The organism is Nonomuraea sp. MTCD27, from assembly GCF_041950495.1.
Classification (GTDB): domain Bacteria; phylum Actinomycetota; class Actinomycetes; order Streptosporangiales; family Streptosporangiaceae; genus Nonomuraea.
The window spans coordinates 447,217-461,231 of sequence record NZ_JBGNUW010000006.1 but is presented as its reverse complement, the minus strand read 5'-3'; the positions used below and the strand labels follow the sequence as shown (position 1 = coordinate 461,231).

Below are 14,015 nucleotides of genomic sequence, written 5' to 3'. Positions count from 1 at the left end.
GGGAGCACCGGTCAGGACGTGGCGAAGGTGAACCAGTTGACGTTGACGAAGTCGGCGGGCTGACCGGAGGAGAAGGTCAGGTACACCGTGTGCGTGCCCGTCACCCCCGAGATGTTCGCCGGCACCGTACGCCAGCTCTGCCAGCCGCCCGTGTTGCCCAGGGCGAAGTCACCGATGGGCGTGGCCGTGGGGCTGTCCAGCCTGACCTGCACCAGCCCGCTCACCCCCGCGGCCGCCCCGGAGGCCACCCGCGCCCTGAACTGCGTGGCGGCCGTCGAGCCGAAGTCGACCCCGTCGAAGCGCAGCCAGTCGCCGTTGGCGATGGCGCCGACGTTCTGGCCGCCGCCGGTGTCCGTGGTCGGCTCGACGAAGGTGCCGGACTGCCCCTGGTACGCCTCGGCCTGGATGGTGGAGCGGGCGTCGACGCCGCCGGGAGGATCGGTCGGGCCGGGACCGGAGCCGCTCTGCCACACCGCCACGTAGTCGACCGTCATCGGCCGCCCCGGCACGGTGGCCGCGGTCGGCGTCTGGCCGCCCAGCGCGTTGGGGAACGCCCCGCCCATCGCCACGTTGAGCAGCAGGAAGTAGCCCGCGTGACCGGTCATGTTGGCCCAGGTCGTCGCGTCGAACTGCGACTGGTTGACGCCGTGGAACTGCTGCCCGTCCACGTACCACCGCAGCTGGTTCGGGCTCACGCTCCGGTCCCACTCGAACCGGTAGGTGTGGTAGGCCGCCTGGCACGTCGACCCCGGGCACGCCCGGCTGGCGCCCAGGCCGGTGGTCTCGTTGCACGGCCCGCCCGGGTTCACCCCGCAGTGCAGCACGCCCCACACGGAGTTGATCCCGTTGACGTTCTCCATGATGTCGAACTCGCCGATCGCCGGCCAGTTCCAGTAGTTCCCCCGGTACGGAGCCCCGAGCGCCCAGAACGCCGGCCAGTAGCCCAGGGCGGCGCTGCCGGTCACGTTCGGCATCTGGAGCCGGCTCTCGATGCGCAGGATGCGTCCGTCAGCCGGCTTGAAGTCGGCCCGCCTGGTCTCGATGCGCGCCGAGGTCCACTCGCCGGACGCGCTGCGCAGGGGCGTGATGCGCAGGTTGCCGGAGCCGTCGAGGCTGAGGTTGGAGGTGCTGGAGGTGTAGTTCTGGACCTCGCCGGTGCCCCAGTTGGCCGGGCCGCCAGGGTACGAGTGGCCGGTGTCGATGATCCAGTTGGACGACGAGGGGAGGGTGTTCGCGGCGCCGTTGAAGTCGTCGGACCAGACCAGCGACCAGCCCGACGGGGTGGGCGGGACGGAGGCCGAGGCGCCGACGGCCACCTGGACGAGCAGTCCGCACAGTGCCGCGAGCGCCACGGACACCGCCGCGAGGCGTCGTCGGAGCCTGTTTGCTGTTGTCATCATCGCTCCATGGGGGGTGCGGAGGCGTGAGAGAGAGCGCTCTCTCAGAGATGTGAACACAGCCGTGACTTCCTGTCAATATTCCGCACAACGCGCTTGACATGGGTGTGATCCGGCGATCGCCCAGGTGGGAGAGCGCTCTCAACGGTCGCTCAGAGCAGGTCCACCGTGGTCGCGCCCGCCGCCTCGAACGCCTCCCGCCAGAAGCCCTCGAGCAGGGGGAACCGGTCCGGGCTGGACGTCTTCTCCCGCAGGAAGCCATGGACGACCACCGCGTACCCGGTCAGGTCCGGCAGCAGCCGCGCCTCCCGGAGCTCCTTCACCTTCTGCCGGCGCGCGTCCTCGTTCAGGTCGAGCCGGTTGATGTTCAGGTCGCCCCGGTTGTTGATCAGGTCGCTGAACACGATGATCCGGTGCGCCTTGTCGGGCTGCCGCTGCGCGCTGAGCTGCTTGACCAGGTAGCGCAGGGCACCGAGCACGTCCGACCCCTCGCCCTCGCCCGGGCAGTCGAACAGCTGGACCGCCCTGGGCAGCACCTCCGTGATGCGGTGCTCCCTGACGCGCTCCTCGACGACGGGGTTCTCGTTGGGGTTCTCCGCCCGGGTGGCGGCGATGGGGACCGGGTCCTGGCGGCAGGCGCTGCTCTCCGAGCTGCCGGTGACCGCCGCGAAGCCGATCCAGTCGCACTCCTGGGCGAAGGAAGGGAGCTTGGAGGTGACGTCGTTCCTGGAGGTGGCGGGGTCGGCGTAGCTGGTGGAGTCGACGATCACGCCGCAGATCGCCTTCGACTCGGTGCCGCACGCCGTCAGGGGGGTCGCGACCAGTACTAACGCCGCCAGGGCCGGGAGCCGGCGGCGCGCCGTCCGCGAGCGGCCCATCAGACGTCGTCCCCGGAGCCGGTACGCCTGCCGTCCCGCGCCTGCCCGCCGCCCGCGTGGGCGTCCCCTTCCTGGCTGCCCGGCGCCGGGCTGCCGGGCGTCGGGCTGTGCCTCGCCCGGCTTCCCTCCGCCCGGCTTTCCCCCGCCAGACTGTCGCCTGTCGTGCCGCCCCCTGTGGCGCCGCCGCCCGCTGGACGGTCCTGGTCGGGCGGGGGGTCGGCGGAATGGTCGGATGGGGGATCAGGCCGGGGGTCGGGCGGGTCCGCCGACGGGTCGGGGGCGGGGGCTGGGGAGAGCTGGGGGCGGGGGTGGTCGGGAGGGAGCTCCCTGGGCAGGACCTCGGCGTGCCACACCTCGATCCGGGCCTCCACTTCCCGCAGGATCCGCCCGATCTCCTCCCGCCCCGAGACCGCCGCCGCCGACCCCGACGTGGCGTCCATCGCGATGACCTCACCCTTCCACAGGGACGGGATCTCCTCCTTGCGCGGATGGTTGCGCAGCACCCCGCTCTTGTACGCGGCGATGAGCCGCTCGGCCCGGGCGTACACGGCCTCCACCTCGTGGTCGCGCTCGATCAGCGCGCTCTCCCACTCCTGGGTGAGGTGCTCGATGCGGGCCCTGGCCCGCTGCACGCCGGCGTTCGACTCCTCGACCACCGCCCGCCGCCGCGCCTCCGCCCGCCGCGCCCTGGACTCCGCGATCGTGATGAACGGGTCCGCGGAGGCGTCCGGGCCCGTCGCGGCGGTGTGCCCGTTCGCGTACGCGGGCGGCTCCGGCCGCGTGTCGCTCCTGCCCAGCTCCCGCAGGATGGCCTCCCGCTCCCCGAGCGCCCGCTCCAGCAGTGCCGTACGCGTGGCCGCCAGCCGCCGGTCGACCTCCGTGATCTCCTCGCGCGCCCGCGCCCGGATCTCCGTCACGTACGCGGGCTGGAACTGCGGATCCGTGAACTCGCCCAGGGGATGCCGGCGGGCGTCCCGCATCCCCTGCCGATGCGCCTCCTCCCGCTCGGCCAGCGGGTCGTCCCGCCTGAACAGCCGCGACAAGAACGCCATCCGCGTCTCCTGGCTCCGTCCGGACCGGCACCCCGGCCCGAGTGACCCTGCACCCAGACTAAGCGGTCAGTTCCCGCGATGGCGGTGATGTCACCTGATGTCGGGCACGAGCCCCCGGCCGTCCGGGAGTCGGCCGGGCCCGCGGTCCAGCCCGACCACCGGCGGGCCGGCGACCCCGCCGGGACCGCGCCGGCTCGCGGCCGACGCGGTCATGGCCTGGGTGAGCAGCGTGCCGGGGAGGAGGGTGACCGTGGTGACCATCCCGCCGAGGCGCTCGCGCTCGGCCCACGGGACGAACGCGCCGATCGGCGGGAGCACCTCTCTCCGCTCCATGGCGGTGACGGGGATCGGCCGCCCAGCCTCGACGAGCCGCGAGACGCCGACCACCTCGGTCCGCTTGTCGGCGTACACCATGATCAGGCCGGCGGCGATGACCCCGGAGAGGAAGACCAGGAGGCCGATCGCGGCCAGGACCGGCCGGCGCTCCCGTGCCGCACGGGTGGGGGACGGCTGCCGGTAGGCCAGCTCTCGCCGGTGCCCGGACTGATCGTTCGCGGGGGTCTCCCGATCGTTCCACATGGCTCGCAACGATGCCGGAGATCACTTGGACCCCGCTTGATCTGCGAAAACAGGAGCTCCAGGAAGTCGTACGGCGCCGCACGGAGGTGCGGCGCCGCGATGACCCGGGAGCGGGAGGGAGCTACCCCTTCTCGGCCTCGCCGGTGGCCTGTTCGAGCGCGTCCTCGGGGGAGGCCTCCAGGTCCTGCTCGGCGTCCGCGCCAGCCTGGGCGGAGGCCTTGTCCAGGCGCACCCAGCTCGTCACGCTCTCCACCGCGAACAGCACGAACAGGTACGCCGTCAGCACCGCCAGCACCGGCGTCAGCACGCCGAACGCCGCCCCGGCACCGATGATCAGGAGCCGCAGCTCCCACCCGAGGCCCGCGTGGAACACCCAGGCGGGCGGCCAGATGCTCTGCCGCGTCCGGTAGACGGTGTCGTAGGTGTGGTAACCCACGACGTACACCAGCACGAACAGCAGCCACTTCGGCGCGTCCGCCGCCAGACCGACCGCGATCACCGTGAAGAACTCCGCGCCGCGCAGCAGCGGCGGGGTGAGCCAGTCGAAGCGGCCCAGGTGGTTGCGCGGCGTCGTGGGCAGCACGAGCAGCAGCATGATCGCCACGGGCAGGAGGAGGATGGGGCCCGGCTTCAGCAGCCCCGCGACCGAGATGCCGACCACGGCGAGCAGGGCCACGAGCGTGGCGGGCACGGGGGGCACGCCGGCGCCGATCCTGCCGGCCAGGGCATGGGCGAGAGGGCCGTCGTCCCGGTAGGCGAGGAGGCGGGCGGTCTGGATGCGGCGGCGTTCCTCGTCGGGGTCCGGCGTGGGGGTGGCCATGGCCTGCGGTTGGGTGATCATACGAGCGACCTCATGAGGCGTCCGGTGAGCGTGTAGGCGGCGGCGACGGAGCCCCAGATCACCAGGGTGAGGAAGGTGATCCGGGCGTCGAAGAGGGCGGCGGTGATCGCGATGGCCGCGAAGCGCTCGCCGATGGGGAAGACGATCATCTTACGCGCCCAGTGGACAGCGCGGTACTTTCCGGCCTTCGTCCACATCTTGAGCACGCCGCGAAGGCCCTGGCTGCGCTCCACCTTGCGGCGCACGAGAGCCTGGCGCAGCTCCCGGTCGTCGGGGGCGTCCAGCGGGGTCGTGGGCAGCGAGGACGGGGGCTTGCGGCGGTTGGAGATGCCGAAGGAGAAGTCGAGCAGGTGACGAACGGACTGCAGGCCCAGCGCGGCCAGCGCCAGGATCCAGATCTCGTCGCCGTTGCCGGAGACCACCCAGCCGACGGCCAGCCCGGCGAAGACCACATATTCCTTGAACCGGTCGAACGTGGCGTCCAGCCACGCCCCCAGCACGCCGAACTTGCGGGCGTAGCGGGCGACCTGCCCGTCGACGCAGTCGAAGACGAAGGCGAAGTAGATCAGCACGCCGCCCAGCACCATCCAGGGGCGGTCGCCGGTGGCGAAGCAGGCGGCCGCGGCGACGCCGAGGACGATCGAGATCAGCGTCACCTGGTTGGGCGTCAGCCCGCGCCGGGCGGCCCAGCGGGCGATGAAGCGGGAGTAGGTGGAGACGAAGAAGGTGGTGAAGAAGCCGTCGGCGCCCTTGACCGCGTTGTTGAGCCGGGCGCGGTCCTCGTCCATGCCGGCCATCTCGGCGCCGGCCTCGTTGATCTCCTCCTGGGTGGTGACCCGGCGGTAGAACAGGTCGCGGCGGCCCCGGATGCCGACCGACACGCCGTTGCGCACCAGGCCGAACACGATGAGCTGCACCAGGTCGTCGTCGGCGCCGAACCGGTCGGCGATGTCGGCCAGCTCGCGGCAGGTCTGGGCCAGCACCGGCGCGTTGCGCGCGCTCACGTGGAGCGGGCCGAGAAGCACCGCGTTGGGCCGGGTCACGGCGTGGCTCGCGGTGCCCACCGACACCACGCGCGACTTGCCGACGCGGGCGCGCACCGGCAGCCCCTCGACGCGGTTCTGGCCGATCTCGGGGTCGGCCTCGTCGATCGGGATCCGGTCCTCGGCGCCGTTATCCTCCTGGCCGTTGTCCTCCTGCTCCTCCGTCACCTCCGGCCGTGGCTCTTTCGCGACGAGCGCCAGCGCACCGCGCTTGGACTTGGTGATCTGGTAGATCAGCTCGTCGTGGACGACCGAGTTCTCCGGGATGATGAACAGGCTCTCCGTTGCTGACTCGGCGACGTCGGCCAGAGCGCGGAGAGCGGCTGCCACATCGCCTGACTGGACCGTGGCGAAACGCGGATCCATCGAGGTGAGCTGGCTGCGTAGGCGTTCGGCCACGGTGGGGTTGCCGGGCAGCGCGGCCAGCCTCAGGCCGGTCGGAGAGGTGTCGGGGCCGGGCGAGGCGCCCAGCAGGACCACGCGGGTCATGACTCCCTTTCGAGGCGGTATCGGGGGGTTGAACAACGGGTAATGCGGGGACAGACGTCAAAGTCTAGTGAGAGTGACGCAAAGTCGCGTCATCAGAGCATGCCCGTAACGTCCCGTCCGTCGGTATAGAGACGGCCGTAAGATGTGCGAGTGAGTCTCTACCGTGACGAAGGCGTGGTCCTGCGCACCCAGAAGCTCGGTGAGGCAGATCGCATCGTCACCATCCTGGCCAAGCGCACCGGCAAGGTCCGGGCGGTGGCGAAGGGCGTCCGCCGCACGACCTCCCGCTTCGGGGCCAGGCTGGAGCCGTTCACGCACGTCGACGTGCAGCTCCACACCGGCCGCACGCTCGACGTCGTCACCCAGGCGGAGACGATCAGACCGTACGGGGAGGCGCTGGCCGCCGACTATCCCCGCTACACCGCGGGCAGCGCGATGCTGGAGACCGCCGACCGGCTGACGCACGGGGAGAAGGAGCCGGCGCTGCGGCAGTTCCTGCTGCTGGTGGGCGGGCTGCGCACGCTCGCCGACCGGGGTCACGAGGCCCGGCTGGTCCTGGACGCCTACTTCCTGCGCTCCCTGGCCGTGGCCGGCTACGCCCCCGCGCTGGAGGCGTGCGCCAAGTGCCAGGCCCCGGCGATCAGGGCGTTCGCGATCGTCGCCGGGGGCGTGGTGTGCGGGGCGTGCAAGCCGGCCGGCTCGGCCGTGCCCGCGGGGGAGACCATCGGGCTCATGACGGCGTTGCTGCGCGGCGACTGGGTCACCGCTGACGCCTCGGAGTCACGCCATCGCAGCGAGTGCAGCGGCCTGGTGGCCGCCTATCTGCAATGGCACCTCGAACACGGAATACGCTCTCTTCGACACGTCGAAAGGGAGCCCGCGTGAACGTACGACCCCCGTCCCCGCACCCGTCCGGGGCGACCCCGCCGCCGATCCCGCGCGACCTGGTGCCGCGGCACGTCGCTATCGTCATGGACGGCAACGGCCGCTGGGCCAAGGCCCGCGGCCTGCCCCGCACCGAGGGGCACAAGGCGGGTGAGTCCTCGCTGTTCGACGTCATCGAGGGCGCTCTCGAGCTGGGCGTTCCCTACCTGAGCGCGTACGCGTTCTCGACGGAGAACTGGAAGCGCTCGCCTGACGAGGTGCGCTTCCTGATGGGGTTCAACCGCGACGTCATCCGGCGGCGGCGCGACGAGCTCAACGCCATGGGCGTGCGCGTGCGCTGGGCGGGCCGGCCCGGGCGGCTGTGGAAGAGCGTCATCTCCGAGCTGCAGACGGCCGAGGAGATGACGGTGTCCAACCGGAAACTCACGTTGCAATTCTGTGTCAATTACGGCGGTCAGGCCGAGATCGTCGACGCGGCGGTCCGGCTGGCGGCGGACATCGCGGCCGGGCGGGTCAAGTCGTCCAAGGTCAACGAGAAGGTGTTCGCCCGCTACCTGGACGAGCCGGAGATCCCGCCGGTCGACCTGTTCCTGCGCTCGTCGGGGGAGCAGCGCTTCTCGAACTTCCTGCTGTGGCAGTCCGCCTACGCCGAGATGGTGTTCCTCGACCGGCTGTGGCCCGACTTCGACCGCCGGGACCTGTGGGAGGCGTGCGAGATCTACGCCAAGCGCGACAGGCGCTACGGCGGAGCCGTCCCCAACCAGGTCTAGCGCCGTCGTTCGGCCCGCTTCCCGGACGCCGTCGGCCCCGCTCCGACAACGTCCGGGGCCGTGCCGACCTCCCGCCTGAACGCCTTGGCGAAGGCGAACTCGGCGGCGTACCCCGTCCGCTCCGCGGACCGAGCGCAACGGCAGGCCGGTGTCACGCACAGCAGCCGGGCCGCCGCCGTCATGCGCCCCACTCCGTTACGCCGGCGGCGGCGTGTCCACCTTCCCCGCGAACCGCTGCGCGAACGCCGCCCGCGACAGCCCAGCGCGGTCGGCCGGCGACAGCCCCGCGCGGTCGGCCGGCGACCGGACCGTCCACGGGTGGGCCGGGTGCCGGTGGATGCCCCGCAGCACCGCCGAGACCGCCGGGCCGCGCAGCGCCGCGCCCCAGCCGGTGGCCAGGTCGCCGGGCCGGCTCTCTGCTCGCCGTCGAGGACGCACGCCGCCTCGTGACCGACGGGGCCCGGCCGGGACCCTGACCCCCGCCCGGGCTGCCGACGGGACACCGGCGGGGACCCCCGGGCCCCCGGACCCCCGCCCAGGCTTTCGACCCCGCCGATTTCCTCGACCACCTCACCTCCCAGGGCGTCACCTGGCAGGTGCCACCGTAGGAGGGCCTGGCGTAGCCCTGACGGCGAACCGCCGGCCGTCACCGGCTGCCGGCGGGGGACAGGTCCGGCCGGGCCCTCGCTTGCCCGGCCGCTATACGCGGGTATAGCCTCCTATTCTGACGAACAGTCAGCTATACCGACGAATAGGAGCTGGTCGCGGTGAGAAACGTACCGCTCGACCGCCGGGAGGCCCGATGAGCGCCTTCCCGGGCACTGCCACCCTGGCCCGCCTGGCGCTGCGCCGAGAGCGGGCCATCGCGCCCTGGTGGCTGCTGCTGATCGTGGCCCTGGCCCTCGTGATGGTCTCCTACATCAACACGAACATGGGCACGTACCAGCTGAAGCTCTCCTACCTGGAGGTCATCGACGCCAGCCCCTTCCTGCACGCGCTCGGCGGCGGCGTCGTCGAGCCGCGGCTCGAGGTGCTCGCCACCTGGCGCAGCGGCGGCTTCCTCTACGTGGCCAGCGCTTTCGCCGCGCTGATGTCCGTCATCCGGCACACCCGCAGGGAGGAGGACGCGGGCCGGAGCGAGCTGGTCCTGTCGGGCACGGCCGGCCGTCCCGCTCCCCTGACCGCGGCGCTGCTGGTCGCGGGCGGGATCAGCCTGACCGGCGGTGCCCTGACGGCCGCCGTGCTGATCGGGATCGGCCTGGAGCCGACCGGGTCGCTCGCGTACGGCGCCGCCATCACGGTCGCCGGCTGGGTGTTCGGCGGTGTCGCCGCGGTCGCCGCCCAGCTCGCGCGCAGCGCCCGCACGGCCACCGCGATCGCCCTCACCGTCCTCGGCGCCGCCTACATGCTGCGCTTCGCCGCGGACGCGAGCGGGCAACTGTGGATGAAGTACCTGTCGCCGGTGGGCTGGAGCCACCTGGTGCAGCCGTACCAGGACGAGCGGTGGTGGATGCTCGGGGTCTCGGCGCTGGCCGCCGCGATCCTGTACGCGGTCGCGTACCGGCTGCTCGACCACCGCGACCTCGGCTCCGGCCTGCTGCCGGAGCGCCTGGGGCGGGAGTCGGCACCCGAGCTGCGCGGCCCGGTCAGCCTGGCCTGGCGGCTGCATCGCGGGCTGCTGGCGAAGTGGGCGGCGGGGGTGGCGGTGTTCGCCGTGGCGGGAGGCTCGCTGGGGCCGCTGACGCGGGACCTGCTGTCCCGGCCCAGCATCGTGGTCGACAACATCACGCGGTTCCTCGGCGTCCCGATGGGCGCGACGCAGCTCGCCGGGTACTCGTGGTACCTGATCCTGATCATCGCGTACGCCGTCGCGCTCTATCCGGTGCTCATGACGCTGCGGCTGCGTTCGGAGGAGGGCTCGGGGCGGGCGGAGGCCCTGCAGGCCACTCCGATGACCCGCCTGCGCTGGGCGGCCGGCCACCTGGTCGTGACCGCCCTCGGGACGGCGGCCCTGATGGCCGTCGCCGGCCTCGCCTTCGGCCTCGTCTACTCGCTGCTCGTCGGCGACCTGACCACCGACCTGCCGCGCTTCCTGGCGGGCGCGCTGAGCACCGTACCCGCGGCCTGGTGCGTGGGGGCGGTGTGCGTGCTCGCGTACGGTCTGCTGCCGCGGGCGAGCGTGGCGATCTCGTGGCTCGTGTGGACCCTGACCGCCCTCCTGGGCCAGGTAGCCGGTCCCCTGTACGGGATGTGGGGCGGGAGCCCGCTGGAGCCGTTCCACTACGTCGGGAACGCGATGACCGAGCCACCGTTCGCGCTCCTGCCCACGGCGGGACTGGTCGCGATCACGGCACTCCTCGCCTCCGGCGGCCTTCTGGCCCTGCGCCGCCGCGACTTCGGCTGCTAGCCGGGACCCGTTCCGATGAGGAGGCGACGGGATGCCCTCCTTCAGCCGGGCCGCCTGGGAGCGGGGCGATCAGACGGGCGGTCTAGTCCGCTTCACGGCCTCGATGTGGATGGCGCCCGGATTGCCCGGCTGCCATCCCGGCAACGGATCGTCCGTATCGACCTGGACGAAACCGAGGGGACTCCCAGAAGGCGTTCGTCGTCGTCGAGCACGTGGTCGGCCATCAGACGGGTCACGGCTGGACATGTGCCGGATGAGGGCGGCGCTTCATTCCATGGCAAAGGGGTGGATTCGCGGCTCGCATCTCACGGGCCCTCATAGATGCATTTGGTTTGGTGGTACGCGGAGTTTTCGTCCCCTCGCACGCATGAGCTGGAGGAGTTGGTAGCCCTCGATGCGAGTGCAGCAGCCGTCGTTGATGCCCTCGCTGATCAGATCGGCCGTGTCGCGCGCCGTGATCCCGATGCGTCGCGCATAGTCGAGCGCGTCACGGTCATCGCTGATCCAGTAGGAGCCGGCGTAGGCCTCCCAGTTGCGGATGACGTGGCAGGTCTGAGCCTCTCCAAGATGTTTCAGCGGTTCGAGTCTCGAGCCGCCGAATACGGCGCGGCGGGTCCGCTCGACCATGTCGCCTCCACCGGATCATCGATCTCGATGGGGTCACCGAGCCAGCCATCACTCGCCACCTTGCCGAGATCGGGGTAGAAGCGGGCTGACCGGGTCGCCTCATACGCGATCGCTTCCGTCCAGCGACCCCGCTCGCGCAGGATCTCCTGCAAGAGCGAGAGATTGTCCACCGCTGCGAAGTTGCACAGCACCGTGTTGTCGGGGAACCAGTACCAGGTCATGGCTCGAGTGGGGGGTCCTCTCTCATGCCGGTGATGGCCTGCCGCATCGTGTCGGTGTCGACGCCGATCAGGTTCGCGAACGGGCGTAGCGTCGCCTTTCCGTCGGCGTACGCCTGGAACGTCGTACGCACCAGCGGGAGGGGGACTCGGGGCCGGGAGGTGTGCTGGATCCACTCACCGAGCGATTCGACGGCATTCGCTTTCCAGGCCGCATCCCAGGCGGTCAAAGCCCTGAAGGATTCGCACTGGCCCTTGTCGATCAGCTGGAGATTGAACAGTTGCCACGCCAGCGTGCTGGGCGAGACCCACAGCTCGCACGCCAGCCTGGCGAACTCCTCCAACCCCCAGGTGATGTGCCCGGCCTTCTCGCGCAGCATCTCGGCCGGCAGGAGCAGCTCCGCGGCGAAGGCGTTCGCGCGTTTCTCGGAGGGCTTTCGTCTGTGGTCGGCGTCGTGGAGGTCCGCGTCGAGGTGGAGCCCTTGATCGTCGCCGGCGAGGAGGTGGCCGAGCTCATGCGCGATCGTGAACCTCTGACGCGCGGGCACCTCCGAGGTCGCCACCACGATCAGCGAGCTGTGTTCGTCGGACCACGACAGTCCGTCGAAGCCGTCGGCCAGGCGATGGACTCGGACATCCACGCCGAAGGCGGCTTCCACGGCACCGGCCAGGTCCTTGCACCGCCACAGCTCGATCCCCTTTTCGGCGGCATGCGCCGTTGCGAGAGCGGCGAGCTCACGGCCCTGACGGAGGGATGAGGTGGAGGCCCTGGGCACCTCGAAGCGCGCCACGTCCTGCCGATATCCGAGAAAGGACAGGTCGGTCCGCATCTGTGCGAGGCGTTCCGCTTCGCGGATGGCCGCGTCCGCTGAAGTGGGGGATACGGTGGCTGCTCGTGCTGCCATTGAGGGTGTGAGCGGGTCGACGCCGAGCAACCAGTCGACGGACACACCACACAGGTCGGCGATCCTGGCCAGGTCCAGTGAGGTGAATCTTCGAACGCCCGACAGGGACTTGGACATCTTCGGGGCATCAAGGCCCGCCTTGACGGCGAATTCCGCTTGGGTGAGGCCGCTTTCCGCTATCAGATGACGAACTCGTGCTGCTGTGTCCCCGGCCATGGGAAAAGCCTACGAGCCACTTGCGAAAATCGCAAGGCGGGACTAGTGACCATGTTCGAATCGGGGCTTGCGTCGTCCCAGGAGTTCGGCCGGCCCCCGGCGTTGGTCCTTGCTTGTGGCTCCCGGGGTGGAGGTCTGGTCAGGCGCGGCGGCGGGCGCGGTAGGCGGCTACGTGCATGCGGTTCCCACACGTACGGCTGTCGCAGTAAACCCGGGAGCGGTTGCGGGACTCGTCCACGAACACCCGGTCGCAGTCGGGGGCCGAGCAGGTGCGCAGGCGCTCCGCCTCCCCCTCCACCAGCAGGTGGGCCAGGGCCACCCCGCAATCCGCCGCCAGGTGCTCCGCCAGCGTCGCGTCCGTCGCGAAATAGTGCACATGCAGCGGGTGTCCGTCGTGTTCCGTCAGGCGGGGCGTGATCCGTGTCTCCGCCAGCAGCGCGTTCAAGGTGCGTACGGCCGTCGGCTGGTCCGGGGCCGTGAAGACGCGGTGGAACGCCTCCCGCACCATCCGCACCTGCCCCAGGTCGCGGGCCGTGAGCGTGCCGATGCCGCTGACCTGGCGGGATTCCACGAAAGCCTGCAAGTCGGACAGGCCCGGCAGGCCCTCTTCGCCGCCGGTTGACGGCGAGGTGTTGACCAGCTCGACAACGGTGGCCAATGAATGCACCATGTCATGGCCAAACGGCATGTTGACTCCTGTCCGGGCCGGGTTCTAGCGTGGTCGCAGCGTATCTCTTGCATGGGGGTCGGGGGGTTTCCGTGAGCGCACATCGCCGTATCGTGCTGATCGCGATCATCGGTGCGCTCATCATCTCCACCTCCGCTCCATTGGTCAGGCTTTCAGATGTATCGCCTGCGACGTCGGCGTTGTTCCGCTGTGCGTACGCGGTGCCGCCGATGCTGCTCCTCGCCTGGCTGGAGCGGCGCAGGCTCGGGCCGCTGCCGCGCAAGGGGCTTCTGACGGCCTGGGCGGCGGGCGTGGTGTTCGCCCTCGACCTGCTGTTCTGGCACCACGCCATCGACTACGTCGGCGCCGGGCTGGCGACCGTGCTGGGCAACCTGCAGGTGTTCATCGTGGCGTTCGCCGCCTGGGGGCTGTTCAGGGAGCGGCCGTCCAACCGGTTGATGATCAGTACGCCGGTCGTGTTCGCCGGGGTCGTGCTGATCTCCGGAGTGTTCGACAGCGCCGCCTACGGCAGCGATCCCATGATGGGGGTGCTGGCGGGGGTGGCGACGTCCATCTCCTACGCGGCGTTCCTGCTGCTGATGAAGGGCGGGTCCGACCGGGCCGCGGGGCCGCTGGCGCACGCGACCGTGGTGGCCACGCTGGCCATCGCGCTGCTCAGCCCGCTGTTCGGGGGCGCGGACTTCGTACCGAGCCGGCCGGAGCACGGGTGGCTGGTGGTGCTCGCGCTCGGGCCGCAGGTGCTGGGGTGGTCGTTGATCACGTTCACGCTGCCGCGCCAGCCGGCCGCGCTCACCGCGCTGCTGCTGCTGATCCAGCCCATGACGACGGTGGCGATCTCCGCGTTGGGGCTCGGGGAGCGTCCGTCGGTGTTGCAGTTCGCCGGGTGCGCGGTGATCGTGCTGGGTGTCCTGTACGGTTCCCGGCGCGCCCAGCCTCCGGTGGACGTCGCCCCGGCGGGTCTCCCCGCGGTCTCCGCGGAGGGCATGCGGCCGCGGCAGTAGGAGGTGGAGGTGGCGGTGG

Annotated in this window: 16 protein-coding genes; 4 read left to right on the top strand and 12 right to left on the bottom strand. The window is 71.1% G+C overall.

Features of this window, described 5'->3' with window-relative positions:
• Positions 1-11: 11 nt before the first annotated feature.
• From ACBJ59_RS20990 to ACBJ59_RS20965, 6 genes are all read right to left on the bottom strand, one after another.
• Positions 12-1,400 (bottom strand): glycoside hydrolase family 16 protein, encoded by a 1,389-nt coding sequence (locus ACBJ59_RS20990; protein WP_375111895.1) that lies wholly within the window; start codon positions 1,398-1,400, stop codon positions 12-14.
• 149 nt (positions 1,401-1,549) lie between these two features.
• Positions 1,550-2,275, bottom strand: a complete 726-nt coding sequence (locus ACBJ59_RS20985) for a hypothetical protein (RefSeq protein ID WP_375111894.1) — start codon at positions 2,273-2,275, stop codon at positions 1,550-1,552.
• Positions 2,275-3,327, bottom strand: coding sequence for a hypothetical protein (locus ACBJ59_RS20980; protein ID WP_375111893.1), 1,053 nt, complete (start codon positions 3,325-3,327; stop codon positions 2,275-2,277). The genes ACBJ59_RS20985 and ACBJ59_RS20980 overlap by 1 nt, the downstream gene beginning before the upstream one ends.
• Positions 3,328-3,417: 90 nt before the next feature.
• Positions 3,418-3,906, bottom strand: coding sequence for a hypothetical protein (locus ACBJ59_RS20975; RefSeq protein ID WP_375111892.1), 489 nt, complete (start codon positions 3,904-3,906; stop codon positions 3,418-3,420).
• 121 nt (positions 3,907-4,027) lie between these two features.
• Complete coding sequence (locus ACBJ59_RS20970; protein ID WP_375111891.1) at positions 4,028-4,747, bottom strand: DUF5941 domain-containing protein; 720 nt, start codon at positions 4,745-4,747, stop codon at positions 4,028-4,030.
• Entirely contained in the window at positions 4,744-6,279 is a 1,536-nt protein-coding gene (locus ACBJ59_RS20965; protein ID WP_375111890.1) for a CDP-alcohol phosphatidyltransferase family protein, read from the bottom strand. Before ACBJ59_RS20965 ends, ACBJ59_RS20970 begins: the two co-directional genes overlap by 4 nt.
• 150 nt (positions 6,280-6,429) lie before the next feature.
• Between ACBJ59_RS20965 and recO the strand changes: the two genes are divergently transcribed.
• Together recO and ACBJ59_RS20955 are read left to right on the top strand one after the other, a co-directional pair.
• A complete protein-coding gene (gene recO, locus ACBJ59_RS20960; protein ID WP_375111889.1) occupies positions 6,430-7,164 on the top strand; it encodes a DNA repair protein RecO in 735 nt (244 codons plus the stop codon).
• Positions 7,161-7,934 (top strand): isoprenyl transferase, encoded by a 774-nt coding sequence (locus tag ACBJ59_RS20955; protein WP_364123567.1) that lies wholly within the window; start codon positions 7,161-7,163, stop codon positions 7,932-7,934. The genes recO and ACBJ59_RS20955 overlap by 4 nt, the downstream gene beginning before the upstream one ends.
• Here ACBJ59_RS20955 and ACBJ59_RS20950 read toward each other — a convergent pair.
• Both ACBJ59_RS20950 and ACBJ59_RS20945 read right to left on the bottom strand, forming a co-directional pair.
• Positions 7,931-8,116: a hypothetical protein gene (locus tag ACBJ59_RS20950; RefSeq protein ID WP_375111888.1), complete on the bottom strand. Its 186-nt coding sequence runs from the start codon at positions 8,114-8,116 to the stop codon at positions 7,931-7,933. The genes ACBJ59_RS20955 and ACBJ59_RS20950 overlap by 4 nt on opposite strands.
• 13 nt (positions 8,117-8,129) lie before the next feature.
• Positions 8,130-8,372: a hypothetical protein gene (locus ACBJ59_RS20945; RefSeq protein ID WP_375111887.1), complete on the bottom strand. Its 243-nt coding sequence runs from the start codon at positions 8,370-8,372 to the stop codon at positions 8,130-8,132.
• A 364-nt stretch (positions 8,373-8,736) separates the two neighbouring features.
• Between ACBJ59_RS20945 and ACBJ59_RS20940 the strand changes: the two genes are divergently transcribed.
• The gene (locus ACBJ59_RS20940; RefSeq protein ID WP_375111886.1) at positions 8,737-10,341 is read left to right on the top strand and encodes an ABC transporter permease; all 1,605 of its coding nucleotides are present in this window, start codon (positions 8,737-8,739) and stop codon (positions 10,339-10,341) included.
• A gap of 315 nt (positions 10,342-10,656) precedes the next feature.
• Here ACBJ59_RS20940 and ACBJ59_RS20935 read toward each other — a convergent pair whose 3' ends face one another.
• From ACBJ59_RS20935 to ACBJ59_RS20920, 4 genes are all read right to left on the bottom strand, one after another.
• Positions 10,657-10,968, bottom strand: coding sequence for a hypothetical protein (locus tag ACBJ59_RS20935; RefSeq protein WP_375111885.1), 312 nt, complete (start codon positions 10,966-10,968; stop codon positions 10,657-10,659).
• Positions 10,914-11,189, bottom strand: coding sequence for a hypothetical protein (locus tag ACBJ59_RS20930; RefSeq protein WP_375111884.1), 276 nt, complete (start codon positions 11,187-11,189; stop codon positions 10,914-10,916). Before ACBJ59_RS20930 ends, ACBJ59_RS20935 begins: the two co-directional genes overlap by 55 nt.
• Entirely contained in the window at positions 11,186-12,307 is a 1,122-nt protein-coding gene (locus ACBJ59_RS20925; protein WP_375111883.1) for a helix-turn-helix domain-containing protein, read from the bottom strand. The genes ACBJ59_RS20930 and ACBJ59_RS20925 overlap by 4 nt, the downstream gene beginning before the upstream one ends.
• A 139-nt stretch (positions 12,308-12,446) precedes the next feature.
• Positions 12,447-12,974, bottom strand: coding sequence for a CGNR zinc finger domain-containing protein (locus ACBJ59_RS20920; protein WP_375111989.1), 528 nt, complete (start codon positions 12,972-12,974; stop codon positions 12,447-12,449).
• A 50-nt stretch (positions 12,975-13,024) separates the two neighbouring features.
• Between ACBJ59_RS20920 and ACBJ59_RS20915 the strand changes: the two genes are divergently transcribed.
• The gene (locus ACBJ59_RS20915) at positions 13,025-13,996 is read left to right on the top strand and encodes a DMT family transporter (RefSeq protein ID WP_375111882.1); all 972 of its coding nucleotides are present in this window, start codon (positions 13,025-13,027) and stop codon (positions 13,994-13,996) included.
• The last annotated feature ends 19 nt before the right edge of the window (positions 13,997-14,015 follow it).